24 protein-coding genes are annotated in these 21,439 nt (G+C 33.1%); 7 read left to right on the forward strand and 17 right to left on the reverse strand.

What is annotated here, in order from left to right; all coding sequences use genetic code 11:
* The first annotated feature begins 67 nt into the window (after positions 1-67).
* Positions 68-913: a winged helix-turn-helix domain-containing protein gene (locus MST30_RS14920; protein WP_243472207.1), complete on the forward strand. Its 846-nt coding sequence runs from the start codon at positions 68-70 to the stop codon at positions 911-913.
* A gap of 10 nt (positions 914-923) precedes the next feature.
* Here MST30_RS14920 and MST30_RS14925 read toward each other — a convergent pair whose 3' ends face one another.
* The 5 genes from MST30_RS14925 to MST30_RS14945 form a co-directional block, all read right to left on the reverse strand.
* Positions 924-1,358, reverse strand: a complete 435-nt coding sequence (locus MST30_RS14925; RefSeq protein WP_243472208.1) for a hypothetical protein — start codon at positions 1,356-1,358, stop codon at positions 924-926.
* A 3-nt stretch (positions 1,359-1,361) separates the two neighbouring features.
* Entirely contained in the window at positions 1,362-2,039 is a 678-nt protein-coding gene (locus MST30_RS14930; RefSeq protein WP_243472209.1) for a metal-dependent hydrolase, read from the reverse strand.
* Positions 2,040-2,049: 10 nt separating this feature from the next.
* Positions 2,050-3,534, reverse strand: coding sequence for a hypothetical protein (locus tag MST30_RS14935; RefSeq protein ID WP_243472210.1), 1,485 nt, complete (start codon positions 3,532-3,534; stop codon positions 2,050-2,052).
* A gap of 118 nt (positions 3,535-3,652) precedes the next feature.
* The gene (menA, locus tag MST30_RS14940; protein ID WP_243472211.1) at positions 3,653-4,561 is read right to left on the reverse strand and encodes a 1,4-dihydroxy-2-naphthoate octaprenyltransferase; all 909 of its coding nucleotides are present in this window, start codon (positions 4,559-4,561) and stop codon (positions 3,653-3,655) included.
* 23 nt (positions 4,562-4,584) lie between these two features.
* Positions 4,585-5,424: a 1,4-dihydroxy-2-naphthoyl-CoA synthase gene (locus MST30_RS14945; protein ID WP_243472212.1), complete on the reverse strand. Its 840-nt coding sequence runs from the start codon at positions 5,422-5,424 to the stop codon at positions 4,585-4,587.
* A gap of 114 nt (positions 5,425-5,538) precedes the next feature.
* Here MST30_RS14945 and MST30_RS14950 point away from each other — a divergent pair, with 114 nt between their 5' ends.
* Positions 5,539-5,943, forward strand: a complete 405-nt coding sequence (locus MST30_RS14950; RefSeq protein WP_243472213.1) for a hypothetical protein — start codon at positions 5,539-5,541, stop codon at positions 5,941-5,943.
* 45 nt (positions 5,944-5,988) lie between these two features.
* Here the strand turns inward: MST30_RS14950 and MST30_RS14955 are convergent, their stop codons facing one another.
* The 5 genes from MST30_RS14955 to MST30_RS14975 form a co-directional block, all read right to left on the reverse strand.
* Positions 5,989-6,819 carry a CvfB family protein gene (locus tag MST30_RS14955; RefSeq protein WP_243472214.1) on the reverse strand — a complete coding sequence of 277 codons (831 nt, stop codon included), beginning with the start codon at positions 6,817-6,819 and terminating at the stop codon, positions 5,989-5,991.
* Between the two features lie 104 nt (positions 6,820-6,923).
* Positions 6,924-7,262 (reverse strand): DUF2853 family protein, encoded by a 339-nt coding sequence (locus MST30_RS14960; RefSeq protein WP_243472215.1) that lies wholly within the window; start codon positions 7,260-7,262, stop codon positions 6,924-6,926.
* A 104-nt stretch (positions 7,263-7,366) separates the two neighbouring features.
* Positions 7,367-9,127 (reverse strand): 2-succinyl-5-enolpyruvyl-6-hydroxy-3-cyclohexene-1-carboxylic-acid synthase, encoded by a 1,761-nt coding sequence (menD, locus tag MST30_RS14965; RefSeq protein WP_243472216.1) that lies wholly within the window; start codon positions 9,125-9,127, stop codon positions 7,367-7,369.
* Between the two features lie 30 nt (positions 9,128-9,157).
* On the reverse strand, positions 9,158-10,273 hold the full coding sequence (locus MST30_RS14970; protein WP_243472217.1) for a chorismate-binding protein: 1,116 nt from the start codon (positions 10,271-10,273) through the stop codon (positions 9,158-9,160).
* Between the two features lie 3 nt (positions 10,274-10,276).
* Positions 10,277-10,702 (reverse strand): PaaI family thioesterase, encoded by a 426-nt coding sequence (locus MST30_RS14975; protein ID WP_243472218.1) that lies wholly within the window; start codon positions 10,700-10,702, stop codon positions 10,277-10,279.
* A gap of 149 nt (positions 10,703-10,851) precedes the next feature.
* Here MST30_RS14975 and MST30_RS14980 point away from each other — a divergent pair, with 149 nt between their 5' ends.
* Together MST30_RS14980 and MST30_RS14985 are read left to right on the forward strand one after the other, a co-directional pair.
* Positions 10,852-11,490, forward strand: a complete 639-nt coding sequence (locus MST30_RS14980) for an alpha/beta hydrolase (protein ID WP_243472219.1) — start codon at positions 10,852-10,854, stop codon at positions 11,488-11,490.
* Between the two features lie 172 nt (positions 11,491-11,662).
* A complete protein-coding gene (locus MST30_RS14985; RefSeq protein WP_243472220.1) occupies positions 11,663-12,244 on the forward strand; it encodes a GNAT family N-acetyltransferase in 582 nt (193 codons plus the stop codon).
* A 247-nt stretch (positions 12,245-12,491) separates the two neighbouring features.
* Here the strand turns inward: MST30_RS14985 and MST30_RS14990 are convergent, their stop codons facing one another.
* The 4 genes from MST30_RS14990 to MST30_RS15005 form a co-directional block, all read right to left on the reverse strand.
* Positions 12,492-12,815 carry a YtxH domain-containing protein gene (locus MST30_RS14990; protein WP_243472221.1) on the reverse strand — a complete coding sequence of 108 codons (324 nt, stop codon included), beginning with the start codon at positions 12,813-12,815 and terminating at the stop codon, positions 12,492-12,494.
* 108 nt (positions 12,816-12,923) lie between these two features.
* Positions 12,924-13,442, reverse strand: coding sequence for a RidA family protein (locus MST30_RS14995; protein ID WP_243472222.1), 519 nt, complete (start codon positions 13,440-13,442; stop codon positions 12,924-12,926).
* 118 nt (positions 13,443-13,560) lie between these two features.
* The gene (locus tag MST30_RS15000) at positions 13,561-14,649 is read right to left on the reverse strand and encodes a hypothetical protein (protein ID WP_243472223.1); all 1,089 of its coding nucleotides are present in this window, start codon (positions 14,647-14,649) and stop codon (positions 13,561-13,563) included.
* 148 nt (positions 14,650-14,797) lie between these two features.
* A complete protein-coding gene (locus tag MST30_RS15005; protein ID WP_243472224.1) occupies positions 14,798-15,409 on the reverse strand; it encodes a YiiX/YebB-like N1pC/P60 family cysteine hydrolase in 612 nt (203 codons plus the stop codon).
* A 154-nt stretch (positions 15,410-15,563) separates the two neighbouring features.
* On the opposite strand from MST30_RS15005, the gene MST30_RS15010 reads away from it, so the two are divergent.
* The gene (locus tag MST30_RS15010; RefSeq protein ID WP_243472225.1) at positions 15,564-15,926 is read left to right on the forward strand and encodes a YfiM family lipoprotein; all 363 of its coding nucleotides are present in this window, start codon (positions 15,564-15,566) and stop codon (positions 15,924-15,926) included.
* Here the strand turns inward: MST30_RS15010 and MST30_RS15015 are convergent.
* Both MST30_RS15015 and MST30_RS15020 read right to left on the reverse strand, forming a co-directional pair.
* Positions 15,919-16,866, reverse strand: coding sequence for an NAD(P)H-dependent flavin oxidoreductase (locus MST30_RS15015; RefSeq protein WP_243472226.1), 948 nt, complete (start codon positions 16,864-16,866; stop codon positions 15,919-15,921). The genes MST30_RS15010 and MST30_RS15015 overlap by 8 nt on opposite strands.
* A gap of 50 nt (positions 16,867-16,916) precedes the next feature.
* On the reverse strand, positions 16,917-18,146 hold the full coding sequence (locus MST30_RS15020; RefSeq protein WP_243472227.1) for a class I SAM-dependent rRNA methyltransferase: 1,230 nt from the start codon (positions 18,144-18,146) through the stop codon (positions 16,917-16,919).
* A gap of 214 nt (positions 18,147-18,360) precedes the next feature.
* Between MST30_RS15020 and MST30_RS15025 the strand changes: the two genes are divergently transcribed.
* Both MST30_RS15025 and MST30_RS15030 read left to right on the forward strand, forming a co-directional pair.
* Entirely contained in the window at positions 18,361-19,047 is a 687-nt protein-coding gene (locus MST30_RS15025) for a NeuD/PglB/VioB family sugar acetyltransferase (RefSeq protein ID WP_243472228.1), read from the forward strand.
* Positions 19,037-20,347 carry a phenylacetate--CoA ligase family protein gene (locus tag MST30_RS15030; protein WP_243472229.1) on the forward strand — a complete coding sequence of 437 codons (1,311 nt, stop codon included), beginning with the start codon at positions 19,037-19,039 and terminating at the stop codon, positions 20,345-20,347. The genes MST30_RS15025 and MST30_RS15030 overlap by 11 nt, the downstream gene beginning before the upstream one ends.
* On the opposite strand, the gene MST30_RS15035 is transcribed toward MST30_RS15030, so the two are convergent.
* Positions 20,344-21,345, reverse strand: coding sequence for a sugar-transfer associated ATP-grasp domain-containing protein (locus tag MST30_RS15035; RefSeq protein WP_243472230.1), 1,002 nt, complete (start codon positions 21,343-21,345; stop codon positions 20,344-20,346). The genes MST30_RS15030 and MST30_RS15035 overlap by 4 nt on opposite strands.
* Positions 21,346-21,439 lie beyond the last annotated feature (94 nt).

The raw sequence follows: 21,439 nt of genomic DNA on the forward strand, positions 1-21,439 counted from the left end.
CAAAAAAGTGTAAAAGAAATGTGAAGTCTTGTAAAAAGTGTTTAAAATGCTGTTCTTTACATAGCTTATGAAAAAACACTGTCGCTTTAATCTATTATTAGTAGTTGCAATTGTGCTAACCTCTTGTGCTTCTAAAATGCAAGAGACTAATTCTGATACAGTAAAAGTAGCTGTTAGAGCTGTCGGTCATGAGCTACTATTGTTACAAAATGATTCTACTTCTTTGGTTTTACCTATTGAAGAAATTGACACAGGGACTTATAAACTTCAATTTCAAAATGAATTGTCTATTGAGCCTGGATTTTTAGTAGATGCTATAACTCGAAACTTTAAAACTGCTGAGTTACCTTCAAATTACATTATTGAAGTTGTACAGTGTAGCGATGACCAAATTGCTTATAGCTATCAAATGAAGCGCAAAAAGGATAGTGAAATTGTTCCTTGTGGCAGTCGGGTTTTACCAAAATCGTGTTATTTACTATTGGTGAAATTTCAAAATAATGATGAAACTATTGTATCGTTTTGGATTCCTATTGCTTTACTACTCATTTTAATTTTGATAGTTCTATTCATTTTAAAACGAAGAACCGTTTTAAAACCTAAAGAACACAACGATGACAGAATAAAGTTAGGAGGTTTTATTTTTTACCCAGAACAGCATAAGCTCGTAAAACAAGCCGTGGAAATAAGTCTCTCTAAAAAAGAATGTGAAATCCTTGAAATCTTCTCTGAAAAGCCTAATGAAATTATCTCCAGAGAAGAACTCACAAAACGTATTTGGGAAGATAATGGTGTTGTGGTAGGTAGAAGCTTAGATACTTACATCTCTAAACTTCGTAAAAAACTACAAGACGACCCTAATATTAAGCTAACCAACGTACATGGTATTGGGTATAAGTTGGAAGTATCCTAGAACAACTTTTCTAATTAGCAATGTCTAAAACATCTTTTTTCTCTCTTCCATTTTTTGTTAACCTATACAATTCATATATAAAGTAAGCACCCATAAAACAAACTGCTAACCTATCTTTATTCCACAGATGATAAATAGCAATACCCAATAATATAGGTGGCAAGAATCTAAATAATTTAGAGATAAACTTGAACCAAACCTTTACTTTTTCAGGGAGAATTGACTTTAATTGCACTGAAAAATAATCAAGAACTATATTTAGAAGATGAACTGCTGAGTAAAGTAATAAAAGTAAAAAAACACCTATGATTAACGTACTCACCACCTCACCTTCATCAATGTATAATTTATAAAGGAAGTCTATTGTGAAATATATGACTCCTATAAAAAGAATTGGCCTAATTGCCTTTTTCCAAATAACAAATAAGAATTCTTTCCTGGTCATTTTTTACAACTCTACACTCTCACCGATACCTAACAGCATTAAATCTTTATCCTTTTCAAAGAATTTGCGCTTGGCTTCATCGTGGTCTATTTCTATATAACCAAAAGTATCAAAGTGATAACCTAATACTTTATCGCACTCTAGAAAGTCGCTTGCTAAGATTGCATCCTCAACTCCCATAGTAAAGTTATCTCCAATTGGTAAAATAGCTAAATCTAGCTTTGTACGTAATGGAATCAACTTCATATCCATAGTTAATGCGGTATCACCAGCTATGTATATATTTTTGTGCTCGCCTTCTATAATAAAACCACCTGGTTGTCCACCGTATTTTCCATCAGGAAAAGATGATGTATGAATAGCGTTAACATATCTCACATTACCAAACTCAAAATCCCACGAACCACCATGATTCATTGGGTGACCTTCAAAACCTAAGTTTTGATAATGGGTTACAATTTCAAAATTAGAAACGATGATTGCTCCTGTTCGTTTGGCAATAGCTTCTACATCTAAAACATGGTCTTGATGTGCGTGTGTTAATAAGATATAGTCGGCTTTAATCTGCTCTATATCAATTTCTGAAGCTTTTTCATTACCAGTAATAAAAGGATCAACTAAAATATGGATATCTTTAATCTGAATACCCAATGTGGCATGACCGTAAAATGTAATTTTCATAACCTAAATGTTATTTTAATATCATAAACTGTTTTTTCTTGCGTCTATCACTCATCATAATAAAAGTTTCATCTTGATAAGTACCATAAAATGGCAAATAGAATGTTTTACCTTTATTGTCTTGTATTTTGCTATAAATGACCTCTCCTGAATTATCATAAACGATGTCATATAACGAAGAGGACTCAAAGAAACCTTTAGATACCTTTGTTCTACCATCTTTCTTTTCTAAAAGATTTTTTCCTGAATTAAGCAGTACATGCAGTTCATTATTTTTTACAAATGCATTATATGAAGGCGTCGTAGATCGTTTAAAAATACTTCTTCCCCAATCTAATCCACCTGAAGCACCAAACTTTAATATTAATATATCATCATAATGATAAACTGTTTGCCAATAACCACCATTCATACCTGTGGAAACATAGGTTTGTGTTATATAAAATTCTTCAGCCAATAAGTAAGTATTACCATCAGAGTCTTCTAAAATATAGTCTACATAAAAATTCTTAAGCTCTTTACCTTTCTTTTTGTCACCTCTTTTATCTCCATATAGGTCTTCATAAACATCAATAGGAAGCTCATAATTTTTCTGACTAGAAACTGAAAAATTTTCGGAATCAATTATAAAATTACAACCACCTTTTATTTTTCCAGTACGCTTTTCAGAATAGAAACCAATAAGGTGTAGTTGATTTTTTAAATCTGTTATATTGAGACTTCTAATATGTTGGTCTGCAATACTGATAACTAATTCTTTGTTATCATTCTCTGTTATTTTATTTAAAATAAAATCATAATTGGCCTCACCTTTTTTCTTTTCTTTCTTACCATCTTTATACAGTTTTCCTAATACATAAACCTCGGCATTATCTGTTACAGAAATATCGTTATGCTTAAAATATTTTTTATCATGCTTTTGGTAAGATTTGGTAAATAAAAGCTCTAAACTATTAGCATCAAAAACTCTAATTGCATAGTCATTAACATCTTTATAGATATTGTCTGTTGCTATCGCCAAATATTTTCCATTAGGTGATAAATTAAAGCTTGTTTGGCGCTCACCTCTTCCAGAAAATAAATATCTTTTCTTGGCTACATTAGCTTCAAAAAGTGTCTTTTTACTATGGGTACCTGATTTAATATTAAAAACATGGCAATAAACTATACGCTCTTTAACCTTGGGTGAGTAGACCGTAAAAACTTTTATCTCATCTCCAAAAACCACTTCTCCAACATAACGCTCCTTTTTATCGCTTTCTATAACGACTTGATGTGTTTTAGCAAGGGTTTTATCAAAAACATCAAATAAAATATCTCGTTTACTTTCTCTTACAACTCCTGTTAATCCCTCTTTGGTGGTATGAATGGTTAAAATTTCGGTAGACTTTACATCATCTTTATACTCTTCACTTTCACTTACTTGTAATTTGGTTTCTTGGGCATTTACAAAACATATTGTCACAAAGAGGACAATCGATAATAGATTCTTCATTAATAGGGTTTATAAGTTTTAAATAATTACGTTTTCAATGTAATAAAAACTTAGCTACTGTTCAAAGAAAAATCCTTTTACATATTATTCATCCTAGTACAATATGTCTATTAACTAATTAATACAAAACATACCCAACACCTAACAATAATGCGAAAAGAAATGTAGATAATGCCAATACTTTTAATTGACTATCAAAATCGTCAGGTTCTTTTGCTGCTTTTATTTTTTTAAGGTGAATTAATAATGGAATAAAAGCTATCAAATACAGAAAATTATACGAGTTTTCTACGTAATAAAAAATTGAAAAAACTACAGAAGCTAACATCGCTCCAGTTATGAGAAAATAGTGGTATCGTTTAGCTCTACTAATGCCCAACTTTACGGCTATTGTAATTTTACCAACATTGGCATCTGCATCAATGTCTCTCATGTTATTTAGATTTAAAACGCCTACACTTAATAACCCTAAGGCTATAGCAGGCAATAAAACAACGTGATCTATGGTATGCATATAGAGTAAATAACTACCCAAAGTACTTATTAGCCCAAAAAATATAAATACAAAAACATCTCCTAATGCTCTGTAACCGTAAGGTGAATCTCCCATGGTATAATTTAGAGCCGCGTAAACTGATAGACCTCCCAAAAAAACAAAGAGCAATAAGAATAAGAAATTGGTTGGACCGAAAGCAGCCATAATTAATGACAATGTGAGTATAATAACTACCACTATATTAAACTTAATGGCATCTAGCATTTCGTCTGGTGTAATGATACCACTTTGTATGGCTCTTTTTGGTCCTACTCTATCATCATTATCGGTACCTTTAACACCATCGCCATAATCATTTGCTAAATTAGATAGTATTTGAAGACTTATAGTTGTTAAGATGGCTAATACCAAAACCCACCAACTAAAGTGCCCATTATAGATAGCAAAGCAAGTTCCTAAAATAATTCCAGAAACAGAGAGCGGCAAGGTTCTAAGCCTCATGGCAGAAAGCCAAGGTTTAATTTTTTTCATGTGGTTTTATTAAGCCTTTTATTTTAAGGAATCCACTTTTTTGGAAAGTTAGGTTTTCTTTTTTCTAAAAATGCATCACGACCTTCTTTTGCTTCATCTGTCATGTATGCTAAGCGTGTAGCTTCTCCTGCAAATACTTGTTGCCCAACCATACCATCGTCTGTAAGATTCATTGCAAACTTCAACATTTTTATAGATGTTGGTGATTTTGCCAGTATTTCTTGAGCCCATTCGTAAGCTGTACTTTCTAACTCTTGGTGTGGAATAACTGCATTAACCATACCCATTTCAAAAGCTTCTTGAGCAGAATAATTTCGCCCTAAGAAGAATATTTCTCGCGCTTTTTTCTGACCTACCATTTTTGCTAAATATGCAGAACCATATCCACCATCAAAACTAGTAACATCAGCATCTGTTTGCTTAAAAATAGCATGTTCTTTACTAGCAAGTGTTAAATCGCATACAACATGTAAGCTGTGACCACCACCAACAGCCCAACCTGGTACTACAGCAATAACAGCCTTAGGCATAAAACGTATGAGGCGTTGAACTTCTAAAATATTTAATCGATGGTAACCATCATCACCTACATAACCTTGATGACCTCTGGCTTTTTGGTCTCCTCCAGAGCAAAAACTCCAAATACCATCTTTTGACGAAGGTCCTTCGGCACTTAACAATACAACACCTATGTTTACATCTTCATTAGCATCATAAAATGCATCATAAAGTTCTGAAGTTGTCTTTGGACGAAACGCATTTCTGACATCTGGACGATTAAAGGCTATTCTTGCTACACCATTGCATTTATGATAGGTAATATCTTCATAAGATTTGGCAACTTTCCAATCTATATGGCTCATATTCTTTAAAATTTTGATAGCAAAAATAAGGAATTAATAATAATGCCTAAACTCTAATTTTAGTTTGAATTTATTTTACTCACATACTATATTTGTCGCTGAATTTTTATTATTATGATTACATCCCCTAGGATTAATAATACAAATTTTACAAGTTTAAAAGTTGAGTTAGGTGAACTCCGTTTTAATCATAGATATTTGGTAGCAGTCTTTGATGAAGGTGTAGATCTCAATTTTGAAAACTTTAGTGAAATTACAAACATTATTAAAACTCAATTCGAAAACAGACCTTTTGGTTTTATTTCTAATAGAATAAACTCTTATTCTATAAATCTTTCAGATGCCAATAAGTTTAATAAAATGTTTCCTAACCTAAAAGCTTACGCAGTTGTAGCCCACAACCCAATAACTGAAAAGGTATTTGAAATAGAAGATCACTTTTTTACATTCAATAGAAAATCTTTTAGGAATCTTGATGATGCCATAAATTGGGTAGAGAATACACTCTCAAGTCTTTAATATATGCTATATAGCAAGAAGTAGAAAATTGTATTAGCCAATATATTAAACTAACCTAATACCTTTTTCTTCTATTGTTATTAATCTGTCTTTGTAAAGAGAGCCAATTGCTTTTTTAAATGCTTTTTTACTCATCTGCAGTTGATCCTTTATATCTTCTGGGCTAGATTTATCATGCAGAGGTAAAAAGCCACTATTATCTTTTAACTCGTTAAGTATATGCTCTGCATTTGGTTCGATGTTTCTGTAACCTATTTGACTAAGAGATATGTCTAACTTATTATCATGTCGTACTTTTTTAACGATTCCCTTCAGTCTATCACCTACACTTATGTCTTTATAAATTTCATCTTTAAATACTAAGCCTAAGTGCTTTTTATTAACAATAACATTCATACCTATTTCTGAAGGATGTGATACTATTAAATCTACCTCATCAAACTGCTTAACAGTAAGTTCTTTATTATCTAAAAAACGATTGGTTTTGCTAGATGCTACTAAACGCTCTGTCTCTTCATCCAAATAACAATACACTAAATACCAGCCACCAGCTTTCATTTTAAAAGCCTGTTCTTTAAATGGGCAAAACAATTCTTTTACCAAACCCCAATCTAAGAAAGCACCAAACTTGGTAACCTGGTTACAACGCAATAATGCAAAATCACCTTTTTTAATAAATGGTTTGTCTGTAGTTGCTACTGGTCGTTCTTCATTATCTAAATACACAAAAACCTCTAGCTTATCACCTATTTCAAATGCTTCTGGCACATATCTATTTGGTAATAAAACTTCACCATCTTCTCCATCACCCAAAAATAATCCTGGTTCAGTATCTCTTAGTATTTCTAATGTATTGTATTCTCCTAAATGTATCATGCTGCAAAGGTAGAAATAAGTTGCTTGTGAAAAGTAGAAAGTTTCAGAAATAAAAAAGCCTCTCTTAAATAGAAAGGCCTTTATATTTTATAAACTAAATTCTATTAGTAAACAGAAGCTTTGTTAAAATGAGTACATAATAAATAATATACTACAGCTCTGTATTTATTTCTATTTGATTGACCATATGTCTCCATTACAGAAGCAATAGCTCCATCTAAATCATCGCTTTCACTTAGACCTAATTTCTTAATTAAGTAATTGTTCTTTACAGTTGCTAATTCGCTTTCGTCAGAACCAGAAACAGTTGAAGAATCTGCATTGTAAATTGAAGGTCCTAAACCTACAGTAACTTTAGTTAATAAATCCATATCTGGATTCACACCACATTTGTCTTTTAAATCAGCTGCGTATTTCGCAATTAATTCGTCTCTTTTACTCATTTTTCTATTTGTTTTAGGTTAAATAAATTGTCCTCTAAAGGTAAGTATTTTTTAGACACCTAAAAAGAGAAGAAGTCACATCTTATTGATAATTAACGATAAGATTACTTTATGAATTTAAAATAATCTAAAAGCACCTTGTCATTAGTATCTGAGGGAGTAAAAACCTCTAAGAGTTTTGGCTTTTTTGAACCATTATAAAACTTTTCCAATGCTTCATCTAAAGATTTTTCATCTGAAGCTATAGAATATTCAAAACCATACATTTCGCAGAGTTGCTTAGCTGTTAAATGATGTTTGGTTTCAAAATACGTATCAAAGTTTTCGGTATTCTTATGCCCAGGTAAAATCCTAAAAATACCGCCACCTTCATTATTTATAACAATGATTCTGAAGTTTTTTGGAATGTAATTATTCCAAAGTGCATTGCTATCGTAGAAGAAACTTAAATCACCTGTAATAAATGTTGTGCGCTGTGTATTAGCTAAAGCTGCTCCAATTGCTGTACTTGTACTACCATCTATACCACTTGTACCTCTATTACAGAACACTGCAATATTTTTTCTGAGCTGAAATAGTTGTGCGTAACGTATTGCAGAACTATTACCTAATTGTAATTGACTTTGCTTTGGAACGCTCTTTAGCAACGTATTAAAGACCGTAAAATCTGAAAAAGGAATCGTCTTCAAATAATCATCCTGAAGCTTTCTACGCTTTTGTCTCACCTTTAACCAATTGGTTTTATAGTCACTTTTTGTATGATGTGTTACTTGTGGTAAAAACGTTTTTAAAAACGTGTTAGGTGTTAGTTTGATGTGTTTGTCTAAACAGAAAAACGTGTCATTAGCATTAAACAAATCTACATGCCAATGATCTTCTGGTTTGTATTGTCTTAAAAAAGCTTTAATCTTCTTAGAAACTATCATACCACCAAAAGTCAATAGAATGTCTGGTTGTAGCGACTGAAATTCTTCCTCGTTAAGTGGAGCTATCATTTTATCGATTCCTGGGAAAAAATCAGGATGGTGCAAGTTTGAAGTGGTTTCTGTAAAAACCAATATACTATCATCATCTGCTAATTCTCGTAACCACTGCTCTTCTATAGAGTTTGGTTGCAGCACACCAACCAATATCATCTTTCGTTTTGCTGAGTGCCAAACATCCAACAGACTCTTTATTTCAAAATCGTCTATCTTCTCTGTTCGGTCTGCTATACTAAATGGTTTAGGGTTAATACTCAATTCATCTACCGTTTCATAAAGCGGTTCATCAAAAGGAACATTGATATGAACTGGTCCAGATTTTAATCTTGATATGGTTATAGCATCATGTATTTCAGATTCGTTATGCGATTGTATGTCTTTTTGTAATCCTAAGAATCGCTCTAACTTATTCTCTATACTTCGCATTATTGGCAACTCATCGTCTGTAGACTTTTGCTCTTTATCTTTTAAATCTAACTTTAGATTTGCACTATACAAGACGTGTTCTCCATAAACATTTTTCTGTTTTATGGTTTGTCCATCTCCTACATCTATTAAATGTTTTGGTCTATCTGCAGATAAAACCAATAATGGAATATTGCTGTAATACGCTTCAGAAATTGCAGGATAATAATTAAGTAACGCACTACCAGAAGTACAAACTAACGCTACTGGCTCTTGTAATTGTTGCGCGATACCAAGTGCAAAAAAAGCAGCACAGCGCTCGTCTACTATACTATAGCAGTTGAAAAATTCATCGTGCGTAAAACCTATGGTTAATGGTGCATTTCGGCTTCCTGGCGAAATAATTATATGCTTTACATTATGCGTTTTGCATAACGTAACAACCGTTTGGGATAAGGGAATTTTAGAGTATTTCATCAAATAACAAAGATAAGGATTCTCTTCGTTTTAACTTAAAACGTTAGCAATAGTTTTGGTTTTGTTTACCGTTTCCTCCCATTCCTTTTGTGGTATGGAATCCTTTGTGATACCTCCACCAACATATATCATTGCTCTATGACCTTTTAGTTGCATACAGCGCAGGTTAACATAAAAATTAGAATGTGTTCTTACTACAGCATACGCATTGTTCTCAACATTTCGTCGGTTAGTATTTCTGGTTTTGGAAGTTTTCAAATTCAGTTCACCTAAAAATCCTGTATAAAATTCTCGATTGTAATTTTCATTTTTAAGAATAAACTGTTTGGATGTTTCTTTTGGAAAACCACAAACTGCTGGTGTTGGATGCAAGGCTTTAATAATAGATTTTAAGCTACTCTCACGTTTTATTCGACTATGAATATAAGTCTTTAGATGCAAGAGATTTCCAGCTCTTACAGTTTCAACTTCAGAAACATTTATAGTAATCGTGTAAGGTTCTATCTGTTTGGTGATATAGTCAGTTACAATTTGTTGCTCCTTGTATTCTTTGCTAGTCCAAGTTACCTCAGCGTCTGTTTCATAAGGCTGAGTTCCGGCTAAAGAAATTGTGGTCAATTGTTTCCCTTCAACCTTGAATAATAATTCTGGTGTTGCTCCTAGCCACAATCCAACTTTTGGATGATACCAACAGTACACCATCGCATTTTTGTAGGTATTGAAAAGTCTTTTGAAAATTGTAAATGGATTTTCGTTTTCTAAGTCTTTTTCAACCTTTCGAGATAGAACAACTTTCTCTAGATCTCCATTCTTAATCGTATCAACACCTTTGGTAACAAGCTTTATATGAGCTACTTCACCTTTACTTTCTATAGATGAAGTTTTAAAGTCTTCATCTAAATCTAGATTAGAGATTTCCAAAGTAAGATGCTCACAATCTCTTTCAGGTAGTAGTATACTTTTATTATTTAAGTCGAAAGGAGCAAACACAAAACCACTTTCTGAAAAATCTGAAGTTGTATGCAAAGCAGCATCATTTTGCAGCCAACATTTAATTACAGAATTAATGGCTCTACTATAAACTACAAAAGGTAATTGATTTTTATACTGCTGCTCTAAAGTTTCAAAAAAAGAATCTTGGGTCATTTATTACTTTTTAAGCGGTAATGAAATGGTAGATAATCGACAAACTGAGATTAAATTATCATGCTCGTCCGTTACTCTAATATCTAGCAATTGCGTGGTACGACCCTTATGCAAAAAAGTGGCTTTAGCGTACACATAGCCTTCTTTTACACTCTTTAAATGATTAGCTGTAATCTCTAAACCTCTCACAAAATACTGTTCTAAATCTGTAAAAATATGAGATGCAAAACTACCAACGCTCTCTGCCAAAGCTGCTGTTGCGCCACCATGCAACACACCATCTGGTTGATGCACCTTTGGTGTTACAGGCATTCTGGCAACCAAAAAATCCTCGCCATAGTCTACCATCTCTATATCTAAAGTTTCCATTAAAGTATTTTTTGAGACTTCGTTGGCCTTAGCCAAAATCATTTCCTTAGATAATTGCATATAAAACCTTTATTTTTACTCGATAATCGAGGTTTAAATACTCCGATAGTTACGTCGAAATGTTTAAAATTGTATCCTTTTAATACCTCTTAGGCTTGCCGCGAGGTAATTAATTATTTAACACAAAAATACTGAAACTACTAAGAATAATGAATTCAGAAGAAAAAGAAATCACATATAAAACGTGCAACTCCTACTCTACTTTAAACACATTAACCGAACATACTAAAAACGTGTGGTTTGTGTGCCATGGTATGGGTTATCTAAGTCGTTACTTTTTACGCTATTTTAAACACCTAAATGCTGAAGACAACTATTTTATAGCTCCACAAGCACCAAGCAAATATTACATACAACCAAAAATGCATGTTGGTGCTAATTGGTTAACAAGAGATAATACCGAAAGTGGCATGAAGAACATTCTCAACTATTTTGATGCGGTGTTTGAAGCTGAAAACATTCCTGAAGATGTCAACTTTATCGTATTGGGTTACTCACAAGGCGTGAGTGTTGCTATGCGCTATTTGGCTAAACGACAATTACAATGTTCTCAGTTGGTGCTGCACTCTGGAGGTATTCCTAAAGAATTAACCGCTAAAGACTTTGAGCATCTTTCTAAAGACACTAAAGTAAAACTCATTTACGGTACCGAAGACGAATATTTAGATGCTGAACGTATAGCACAAGAGTCGCAACGTGCGGATGAGTTATTTGGTGATAGATTAGAGATTCTTCCGTTTGAAGGAAAGCATGTGGTTAATGTAGATTATATTAATGATTTGGTTTAATGATAACGTCACTTCGAGTGGTTTACGAAGAATGAGTAAATTGTATCGAGAAGCAATTTTACTATAGTTCTCGATACATTTTGTATCGGTTTCGACTGCGCTCAACATGACACAAAACACTCGAACTGACGATATAATAAATAAAAAAATCCCATTTTCATGGGAATAGACCATGACAGCACCAACTCTCGAAAACAACCGTGTAAAACTTAGTCTGCTAGATTTAAGTAATTACAAACATTTAGAAACTATTGCGCAGCAAAAAGATCTTATCTACTACTCGCCTTCTGATATTTCTACACCAAAAAAACTAAGGGATTATGTGCAATTGGCTGTAGATGGCTACTATCACAAAATCGTTATTCCGTTTATTGTATTTGATAAAGCAACCCAAACCTATGCTGGCTCAACTCGTTTTGGACTCATCAACTGGAAAAACAAACTGCTGCATATTGGCTGGACATGGATTGGGCACGAATTTCAAGGCACTGGATTGAATGTTAATATGAAATTTTTAATGCTTCAGTATGCTTTTGAAACGCTTGAATTTGAAAAAGTAGAATTCAGGGTAGATGATAGGAACAACAAATCGAGACGCGCTGTTGAAAAACTCGGAGCGACTTTAGAAGGTATTTTACGCAAAGACGTCCCTATGAAAGATGGCTACAGACGTAATACCTGCTGCTATGGTATTTTAAAGGAAGAGTGGCCAGGTATAAAAGTGGAATTGCTTAAAGTTGTTGAGCAAGCGTAACGTCACTTCGAGTGATTTACGAAGCATGAGTAAATCGTATCGAGAAGTTTTTTTTATCGGTTCTCGATACAAATTTTATTCCTTTCACTCATAAAATCCACTCGAACTGACGCACAGGATGTCATTACGAGGAATGAGGCACGAATGACGTGGTAATCTCATCATAAAACTTCAATTCAAAAGATTGCCACGCTACCACTCTCAATAACATAAAAAAAAAGCCACAACTACATTGTGGCTTCTATTACTAACTTGTTTGCTGTAAGGTCTTATTCTTTTCTTTAAGAATAGCCAATTGCTTTTCTAAAAAGGTAATGGCTTCTTCTGTTTTGTAACTCGCTTTTGAGGCAAAGTCCTTCATGTCTTCTTTAAACTTGTCTTTACCAGATTTTGCGGCTTTAGACAAATCTTCTTTTACTTCTGTAAAGTCATCTACAAGTTTGTCTTTTATATCCTTGCCTTCTTTTTTAAGATGATCTCTGGTAACACTGCCTTTATCTGGCGCTAATAAAACACCTGCTGCAGCACCAATTAATGCTCCTAAAACTAATGCTCCTTTATACTGAATCATAATTTTTCTTTTTTAAGTTAAACGTTGTTTTACTTATTAGTAGTAAAATCTTGTGCTTTGTTACAAACAAATTCAGTGCCAAAGATTTAACTCTAAACATTTGTAACGCTATTCCGATTTATGCACTTCTAATTCTATTTCTACCATAAACTCAGGAAGCGCTAACCCCTTTACTTCTAGCCAAGAACCTGTAGGAAAACCGTTCTTGTATACTTCGGCTCTATAAGCAGATTTTTCGAGCATAGAAGCCATATCTGTTGTAAAAATATCTTCTTTAACTACATCATCAAAAGTACAGCCAAAGTGCTTCAATATTTTTTCTAAGTCAGCATAACAGTTTTTCATTTGTTGTTCTATATCACCAACAGCTGTTGGATTACCTTCATCATCCATACTTACCGCTCCAGATATTTTAATGTCATTTCCAATTTTTACAGCGTGAGAATACCCATAAGCTTTTTCCACATCTGGCCTTAACAGAAAATACTCAGGCTTTTCAGCTTTAATGGTAACCTCTTTTTCTACGTCTTTAATGTCTTCCTTAGGTTGTTGTTTACAACTTTGGAACCCTAGAACTAATGCAAAAAGCATTACGGACAAAATTTTTTGGTTGGTTAGATGTTTCATAATCTTGCTTGTTTAGTGATTATTTAATTGGTTTTTGTCTATGTCATTTTTAGGGCGAGGATTTTCAAAAATAGACGAGGACGAGCAATTACTTATAGCCAATGTTATATGCAGTTTTTTATAGTTCATTCATTAATCGGACAAGCATCATTGAAAAAATGTCCACATTTGTATTAAATTCCAAAAACGGGCTTTTTCCAGCATCTTTCTGAATGTCAACTCCGTTTTTATATGGTGTTATGTCTAATATTTTATTTAGTCGGATTGTTTTGTTTCCTCTCGAACCCATAAAAATCAATCGTTTATTTGTCAGGTAAATATTTCCGCTGTCAATAATTTGCCAAACATCTTCTGAAACTGATTTTGCTGAAATACTACCCATTCGATAATAAACTCCTTTGGCAATTTTTATTCGTGCTGTTGGTCCTCCGTAATTTATTCGTTTTGTTACTCGTCTTTGTTCTTGCCAATTTACGTTAGCCATAAAGTACAAGTTTTCGCTTTTTTGAATATTAATTGGTGGATTTTCATAAATCGGTAATTCTCCGTTTTCAATAGTCCAATAAAGCCGATAGCGTTCGAGATTTTCTTTTGTTCTTTGATTTAGTTTTGGCTCAATTCCAAGACTTAAAGAAATCTCATTCATTTTTTCGAATTCCTCGTCACTCAATCGCTCGTCTGAAACTGCTTGATTTATAAAGTCGGTCAAAACTTTATTTGAATTGGTTTGCAAAATGTCATCCGCAACTTGGTCATTAAGCAATAGATTTTTTTTAAGCAATTCAAGATTATCTTTTTCCTCTTGCGTTAAAATTCCATCTGAAATAGCACTTTTTACTTCTTGGTCGTATAATTTTCTTGTTTCAAAATTCAAGACTTGCTTAATTTCCACATCTGTTAAATGCAGTAATTTTTTCAAGTGCAAAAAAGTATTTATTTCATCTTCGTCAATTACGTGGTCTTCCAAACAATGGTGAATATATTTTCTAAACAAGTTAAGTCGAAGAGCTTTGAACTTTTTATTTAATTTGAGTTTGTATTTATCCGCTATTTCTTGAATTTGCTCTAAACTTACTTTGGTCAAGTCATCTTCATTTTCAACAAAAAGGTTGTTGATTTCAATCAGAGCGTTTTCTTTCGGTGTTCTTTTCAGGATTTTTCCAATTAGAGATGGCTTCTTATTTTCTTTAATTTTAAATATGCTCATTGGCTTGGTTTAAATTGCATACAACGTTAAGATATAGTTCCGTTTCAATGAACTATATCATTTGATACTGAAACGAGTTCAGTACAAGTAAGCAAGTTAGAGTTTAATAACCAATAAGTCAATACGTAACTTTACGTAGTTTTAAACATCATTGTAAACGCTTTATAAAATCTAAAGTTTCAGATGCTGCCATACCATTTGGGTTACAGCCTAATTTGCCTTCTGGTATTTCTATGCCTAACTCTTTGTAGTGTGTTACCCAACCGTTGTGAAAGGTATTGGTTTCAACGTTTTTAAAGGTCATTGGTTCTAGCGTAAAAACAGAGTCTTCTTTAAACAATTCGTAGATATACTCTGAGCAGTAATAGCCTTTGTCTTCTAAAATGTAGGTGACGTTGTAAGGCTCACCAAGTAAGTCCTTAGCTTTAGAAATGGCATTTTCTACTTGTGGTTTGGTACTATTTTTAATTCGGTATACATCTGCTGTATAAGTTGAAGCATCATCAGGCTTTAAAAACAATTCTAAAGACTCTTTTACCACACCTTTGCCCAAATCTGAGTGGTAAACAAAAACGGTATCGTTTTCAACACTACAAATGCCCATGTGTGTGTAATTTGTAGCTTTTTCGGTTTGTGTTACCTCATTAATGGCTTCAGACAAATCACTTTGTGAAGCACCTCTAAAGACAATATCACCAGACTTAATTGCTGATGATGTTGAACAAGAACATACTAAGACAATTAGTATGAGTAATGGCATTTTTGTATGTATGGTAGTCTTCAAACTCTTTCAGAAATATCTAATAAACTAAAGCGAAATTAGCGCTTTTATCGTAAAAATATTAGTCCTGCCGAGAATTTTAAGGGTTTCTAGCCAAAACGGTTACATTATAGCCAACCAATCTATTATTACCATGAGAACAATTATAATTTTATTCTTCACACTTCTCTTTTTTAATACAGGCTCTGCTCAGGTAACCTTAGAAGACGATGGCTTACATTTTGCTGTTGGTGCTGCTATCTCTAGCGGAACTTACGCTTACGTTTATTCTAAAACCAAAAATAAAAGTAAAGCCTTTTGGTACAGTTTCGGTTTATCTTCTTTAGCTGGTTTTGCCAAAGAGTTTTACGATGGCAATATTATTACAGGAAAGTTTGATAACAGTGAAATGATTTCTACAATGCTAGGTGGACTAAGCGCAAGTTATACCTTTAATATTTTTACAGGTAAACGCAAAAAGAAAAAAAGAGAAGAATTATTAGCTTCCTTTAATTGATAAGCTTAGCTACAATATCTTTTACTGGTAGTATTTCTTTGGTATGCTCTATACTTGGTCCTGCAACCCAAACCGTTTTATAGGTCGCTTTTTTAGCTGCTTTTTCAGTCGCTTTCATACCTATTGAAAAGCGTATCATTTTTACCCACTTTTTAAGCTTTCGGTTTTTGTTGAGGAGATTTTCTATCCAAGTAGATTTTGTACCTATTTTTTGTACATAAGGTGTGTTGATAACTGTACACGGAGTACCAGAAATGCGCTCTGTCATTACAATATCTTTTGCACCATAATCTACACAAGCTTGCTTATACTCATCGGTAACACTGGCTTCTTCAGATGCTATAAAAGGACTACCAACCGATACACCCACAGCACCATAACTAAGCATTTTATCAATGTCTGATTTTTGACCTACACCACCAGCTGAGATTACAGGTATTTTTAAGTTTTCAACGAGTGTAGAAATTAAATCTTTTGGAGATAAGTTACCTCGATGTCCTCCTGCTTCATTATTCACAGCGACAACGGCATCTGCTCCCAAAGCTTCAACCTTTTGAGCAAATCTTAAATCGGTAATATCACAGAACACTTTAATTCCGACCGCATGCGCTTCTCTAATGGTTTCCTCTGGGCTACCTAAAGATGTTAATATAAAATCACAACCTTCTTCGCAAATAACCCTTAGTTGCTCTTTGGCTTTGGGATTAGATTTATTCACAATCAAATTAAAACCAAATGCACCACCATCGACCTTGTTAGCTTTTAACGCTTTAATGGCAGCTCTTAACTCTTCTAAAGTTCTGTAATTTAAAGCTGGAATACAGCCTGCAATACCACATTTCATGGCTTCTGTGACCATGGCTACATTAGACACCAAAAACATTGGTGCTTGTATTATTGGGTATTTTATATTGAGTAGTTCGGTTAGTTTTGTTTGCATTTTATATTAATTTATTCAAATATAAAAAATATTATGCACGCATAACACTTTTATTCCAAAAAGCGATAATAAGCACATTTTAAATACGCTCCTTCAGGAAACGTAACAGGATGGTCTATATCGTGCTTGGTCTTTAAAACGGTATCATATAACCTCCCTTGTGCATTTAATGCGTTTTGATTTAAATCAAAAAACGATTGAGCTGTTACTCTAGATGAACAAGAGGCTAACACTAACAACCCTTTTTTTGCGGTAAGTTTTTCTCCTAATTCCGCTAGTTGTTTGTACTTCTTTTTTGCCAACTCTATTTCGCTCTGTTGCTTGGCAAAACTTGGTGGATCTATAACAACTACATCAAAGGTCTTTTTGTGTTTAATAAGATTTTCCATTTCTTGAAAGGCATCTCCAGAAATGGTTTTGTGGATTCCGGAATACGCATTCAATTTTCCATTTTCTCTGGCAACATCCAATGCTTGCCTACTAATATCTAAGCTTGTAACTTCTGTTGCTCCATTGGCTAACGCATGTACAGAAAATCCACCTGCATATGAAAACACATCTAAAACTGTTTTCCCCTTACTTAGCTCGCCTACTCTTTTCCTATTGGCTCTATGATCTAGGAAATAACCTGTTTTATGACCTTTTAAAACATTTGCAGAAAAACGAACACCATGTTCAATAAATTCAACAACTTCGTTTTTAAGCTTGCCGTAAACCACTTCACCATCTGTAAAATTATGATGTTTGCTGTTTTCTAATTGTCGGCTTAATCGCAGTACTATGGTTTCAGATTTTGAGGTCATTTGAAGACTTTCTAAAATCCATTGTAGATATGGCAACCATATTTCGGAATACAGTTTTACCACTAAAACTTTATCATAAACATCAGCAATTAAACCTGGAAAGCCATCATTTTCACCAAATAATAATCTGTAGCTATTGGTTTTGGTTTTTAGAAGTTCTTGGCGTTTTTGGTAAGCGGCTTCTATTTTATGTTGAAAAAACTCTGAACTAACAATAGCTTTTGTCTGCGCATTATGAATGATCTTAATACGTATTGGCGAATTTGCATCATACAAACCTATGCCAATAACTTTATTCTTATTCTTGCTAAAAATAATAGCTAAATCGCCTGTTTTGGCATCGTCATTAATCTTTACAATGCTATTAGAAAACACCCAAGGATGACCTTTTACCACAGATTGCTCTCCTTTTGAGTTAAGCTTAACTGCTAGATTTTTGGGTTGAATATTTACTGAAAAAGGTCTGTTGAATGCCATAAATTTACATTTCTGAAGTTTTAAAATATCAGAATTTTGTGCAAAAATAGCTCTAAATAGCTCAAGATTTTAACATTTTATGGGTGAAATTACACTGTTTAGCGTGTTTACTGCTCTATTTAGTCTTGATTAAATATCTTCGAACCGTAACCAAATCTACTTTGACAATTAGATTGTTGACCTTTAACTAATCAATTTGTCAAAACCTAATGAGATGAAAAATATATTAATTTATGGTGCTTCTGGCCATGCTAAAATGATTGTAGATATTATTCTTAAGAATAATGATTACAATCTCATTGGTTTTATAGATTCTTATAAACCCCTGAATTCTAAAGTATACGGTCATACAGTTATAGGAAACTTAGACTCACTTTCTGATTTAATTAAAAAATTTAATGTTGAGGGTATTGTTATTGGTATTGGTGATAATGACCTAAGATTAAGTATTTACAGAAGTATCAAAAAAATAGCACCAAAAATTGAATTCGTACCCATTGTACATCCAAGTGCAATTTTAGCAGAAGATATCTTGGTTCCTGAAGGTGCCGTATTAATGGCAGGCACAATCGTAAACGCTAATGCTAAGCTTGGTAAATTCTGTCTTTTAAATACAAAAGCATCATTAGGGCATGACTCTGTAATGTCTGATTTTTCAAGCTTATCCTCTGGTGTAACCATCGCAGGAAACGTTAACATTGGATTTTGTTCCTCTATTTGCCTAAGTGCATCAGTAAGCCAAGGAGTAACTATTGGAGACCATACCACAATAGGAGGAGCTTCATTAGTTTTGAAATCTATAGGAGATTTTAAATTGGCTTATGGAGTTCCAATAAATACGATTAAGGATAAAAAAACGTGTTCCAAGCATTTCATCAAAAAAATGTCTCATGCTTCTTAACACCCTACGAAATAAAGCTTTTTGGGCTTTGGACAATCTTAAGGGTGGACTTATAAAAAAACAACTAAAAGAAGTAGAACTTGGCATAAAACACCCCAATTCTGACAAAGCAAAGCAAATAAAGGAAACGCACATTAACAACCTCATAAAACACGCTGTTGAAACGACTCCTTTCTATAGCTCTTATAAAACTGCAAAAACTATTTCAGATTTTCCTGTAATAAGAAAGACGACTATACAGGATAGCTTTGAACAGTTTCAATCATATAAATTTAAGGACAAAGACAACTTTAAAGTCTCTACAAGCGGTTCTACCGGAGTTCCTTTTTTCTTGTATCAAAACCAAGGGAAACGAAACAGAAACCATGCTGACATTATATACTTTTTTAATGCTTCAAACTTTAAAGTTGGTAATAGATTATATGAACTTGAGGTTTGGCGTGGACACAATGAAAAGGGCAAATTAAAAGCGTTGTTACAAAATGCTGTTCAGTTTGACATCTCTAGAATGACCGATGAAAGAATTGAAGCCTTTATAGATCTTATAAAAAAAGACAAGCAATCTAAAACCATGCTAGGTTTTGCTTCTTCTTATGAAATGATTGCTCAATACTTAGAAAGAAAAAACATCTTTTTAAAAAATACCGGAATTATAGCTGCTATAGCAAACTCAGAATATTTAAACCCTTACACAAAAGAAACATTGGGCAAACACTTAGACACCCAAGTACTTTCAAGATATTCTAGTGAAGAAGTAGGTATGATTGCACAACAAACTATAAAATCACCCAATAACTTTGTCATCAATCATGCCAGTTACCATGTTGAAATCTTAAACATAGATAATGATAATCCTGTAAAAACAGGTGAGTTTGGAAGAATTGTAGTTACAGATCTATTTAATTATGCGATGCCAATAATTAGATACGATACAGGAGATATTGCTAAACTTGGACTAAATAATGATGGTGTTTTTGTATTAGAACAAATTGAAGGTCGTAAAATGGACGTTATCCATGATTCTAAAGGTAACATTGTGTCTTCATTTGTTGTATATACTAAATTTTACAATTATTACCATTTATTAAAGCAGTATCAGTTTATTCAACAAGGTGAGAAAGACTATGAAGTAAAACTCAATCTACAAGGCAATAATTTTGAATTTGAAGATGACTTAATTGCCAGTATAAAATCTGACTTTGGTAACGATTCTAATGTTACCATTACCTATGTTGATGAAATTCCACCACTATCTTCTGGAAAAAGAAGGAAAGTAGTTAACAACTACAAAAAAGCTTAAGAACGTTTTAATGCAAGTGCTAATATTTCGTCTGTAAAATCTCCTAACAAAGGTCCTGCTGCTATTTGCAAATCAATACCTTGCCTATGTGTATTATATTCTATTAAGAAAGGCTCATCGAACTTGTTTATTCCTATATCCCATGAAATAATTTTAAAGTAAGGCACAACATAGTGCATAGATCTTATCATATCCTGCACTTTTTCATAGTTAGGTATTTTACAATCTTTTAAACATACACCTGTAGAAGTTTCTGTTACAACATTTCCTTTAGGGCTGTAGCCTTTACCTTTTAATGCACCGTTATCTAAAATTCCGCAAAAAAGACCACCTGTTGAGAAATTATCTGTTGAACTTCCTAACTTACCTATTCGTAATACAGAAGTTAATATATGTACTCCATCATTATTTAAGTAAGATACAACACGAAGGGTATTTAAACTCGAAGGATTTAGCGATTTCAATACATCACTTTGCTCAAGAAATTCCTGAACCACAAAATCTTTCCTGTACAACCCAAACATTTTTTCAATACTATAATCCTTATATGTGGTTTTGTCATTAACAATACTAAAGGCATTGACCATTTTTCCACTTCCGGTATCTATAGTTGGTTTAATTATTAATTTTCCCGTGATAGCTTGGCAAGCTTCGACCGCTTTTTGCAGACTAACAATTTTATCGTCTATGTAATAGAAACCATTTATATTCTGGACAATACGTTTGGGCTGATTAAACTCCTTAAATAAACTATAAGTAAAATTTTTATCCAGTAATGCTGGCCATTGTGTTCTTTGATTCAGCTTAGGGTTAATTGTAGGATTAAAAATATCGTAAGGAATATAGTCTTTGTGGAATTGACCATTAATACCAGTATAGTATCTGTGCCAATAAGTGTTCTTTAATTTATAACCTCTTGCTTTAAAAAAAGATTTAGCTTCATTAATTTCTTCAGCACTTAATTTAGGCAAATCTCTTTTTGCCAATAAAGATTTCATATATCTCCTAGCACTTATTTCTGAATGAAACCGCACAATACGTTGCTGAACACTAGGTATTCGCTTAACAAGTTTATTTTTAAAATATTGATAT

The sequence above is a fragment of the Winogradskyella sp. MH6 genome (assembly GCF_022810765.1).
Taxonomy (GTDB): domain Bacteria; phylum Bacteroidota; class Bacteroidia; order Flavobacteriales; family Flavobacteriaceae; genus Winogradskyella.

What these genes read in the sequence shown, in the direction of transcription:
- MST30_RS14920 (WP_243472207.1), top strand. Translation starts at nt 68, where the DNA reads ATGAAAAAACACTGTCGCTTTAATCTATTATTAGTAGTTGCAATTGTG.
- MST30_RS14925 (WP_243472208.1), bottom strand. Translation starts at nt 1,358, where the DNA reads ATGACCAGGAAAGAATTCTTATTTGTTATTTGGAAAAAGGCAATTAGG.
- MST30_RS14930 (WP_243472209.1), bottom strand. Translation starts at nt 2,039, where the DNA reads ATGAAAATTACATTTTACGGTCATGCCACATTGGGTATTCAGATTAAA.
- MST30_RS14935 (WP_243472210.1), bottom strand. Translation starts at nt 3,534, where the DNA reads ATGAAGAATCTATTATCGATTGTCCTCTTTGTGACAATATGTTTTGTA.
- menA (WP_243472211.1), bottom strand. Translation starts at nt 4,561, where the DNA reads ATGAAAAAAATTAAACCTTGGCTTTCTGCCATGAGGCTTAGAACCTTG.
- MST30_RS14945 (WP_243472212.1), bottom strand. Translation starts at nt 5,424, where the DNA reads ATGAGCCATATAGATTGGAAAGTTGCCAAATCTTATGAAGATATTACC.
- MST30_RS14950 (WP_243472213.1), top strand. Translation starts at nt 5,539, where the DNA reads ATGATTACATCCCCTAGGATTAATAATACAAATTTTACAAGTTTAAAA.
- MST30_RS14955 (WP_243472214.1), bottom strand. Translation starts at nt 6,819, where the DNA reads ATGATACATTTAGGAGAATACAATACATTAGAAATACTAAGAGATACT.
- MST30_RS14960 (WP_243472215.1), bottom strand. Translation starts at nt 7,262, where the DNA reads ATGAGTAAAAGAGACGAATTAATTGCGAAATACGCAGCTGATTTAAAA.
- menD (WP_243472216.1), bottom strand. Translation starts at nt 9,127, where the DNA reads ATGAAATACTCTAAAATTCCCTTATCCCAAACGGTTGTTACGTTATGC.
- MST30_RS14970 (WP_243472217.1), bottom strand. Translation starts at nt 10,273, where the DNA reads ATGACCCAAGATTCTTTTTTTGAAACTTTAGAGCAGCAGTATAAAAAT.
- MST30_RS14975 (WP_243472218.1), bottom strand. Translation starts at nt 10,702, where the DNA reads ATGCAATTATCTAAGGAAATGATTTTGGCTAAGGCCAACGAAGTCTCA.
- MST30_RS14980 (WP_243472219.1), top strand. Translation starts at nt 10,852, where the DNA reads ATGAATTCAGAAGAAAAAGAAATCACATATAAAACGTGCAACTCCTAC.
- MST30_RS14985 (WP_243472220.1), top strand. Translation starts at nt 11,663, where the DNA reads ATGACAGCACCAACTCTCGAAAACAACCGTGTAAAACTTAGTCTGCTA.
- MST30_RS14990 (WP_243472221.1), bottom strand. Translation starts at nt 12,815, where the DNA reads ATGATTCAGTATAAAGGAGCATTAGTTTTAGGAGCATTAATTGGTGCT.
- MST30_RS14995 (WP_243472222.1), bottom strand. Translation starts at nt 13,442, where the DNA reads ATGAAACATCTAACCAACCAAAAAATTTTGTCCGTAATGCTTTTTGCA.
- MST30_RS15000 (WP_243472223.1), bottom strand. Translation starts at nt 14,649, where the DNA reads ATGAGCATATTTAAAATTAAAGAAAATAAGAAGCCATCTCTAATTGGA.
- MST30_RS15005 (WP_243472224.1), bottom strand. Translation starts at nt 15,409, where the DNA reads ATGCCATTACTCATACTAATTGTCTTAGTATGTTCTTGTTCAACATCA.
- MST30_RS15010 (WP_243472225.1), top strand. Translation starts at nt 15,564, where the DNA reads ATGAGAACAATTATAATTTTATTCTTCACACTTCTCTTTTTTAATACA.
- MST30_RS15015 (WP_243472226.1), bottom strand. Translation starts at nt 16,866, where the DNA reads ATGCAAACAAAACTAACCGAACTACTCAATATAAAATACCCAATAATA.
- MST30_RS15020 (WP_243472227.1), bottom strand. Translation starts at nt 18,146, where the DNA reads ATGGCATTCAACAGACCTTTTTCAGTAAATATTCAACCCAAAAATCTA.
- MST30_RS15025 (WP_243472228.1), top strand. Translation starts at nt 18,361, where the DNA reads ATGAAAAATATATTAATTTATGGTGCTTCTGGCCATGCTAAAATGATT.
- MST30_RS15030 (WP_243472229.1), top strand. Translation starts at nt 19,037, where the DNA reads ATGCTTCTTAACACCCTACGAAATAAAGCTTTTTGGGCTTTGGACAAT.
- MST30_RS15035 (WP_243472230.1), bottom strand. Translation starts at nt 21,345, where the DNA reads ATGAAATCTTTATTGGCAAAAAGAGATTTGCCTAAATTAAGTGCTGAA.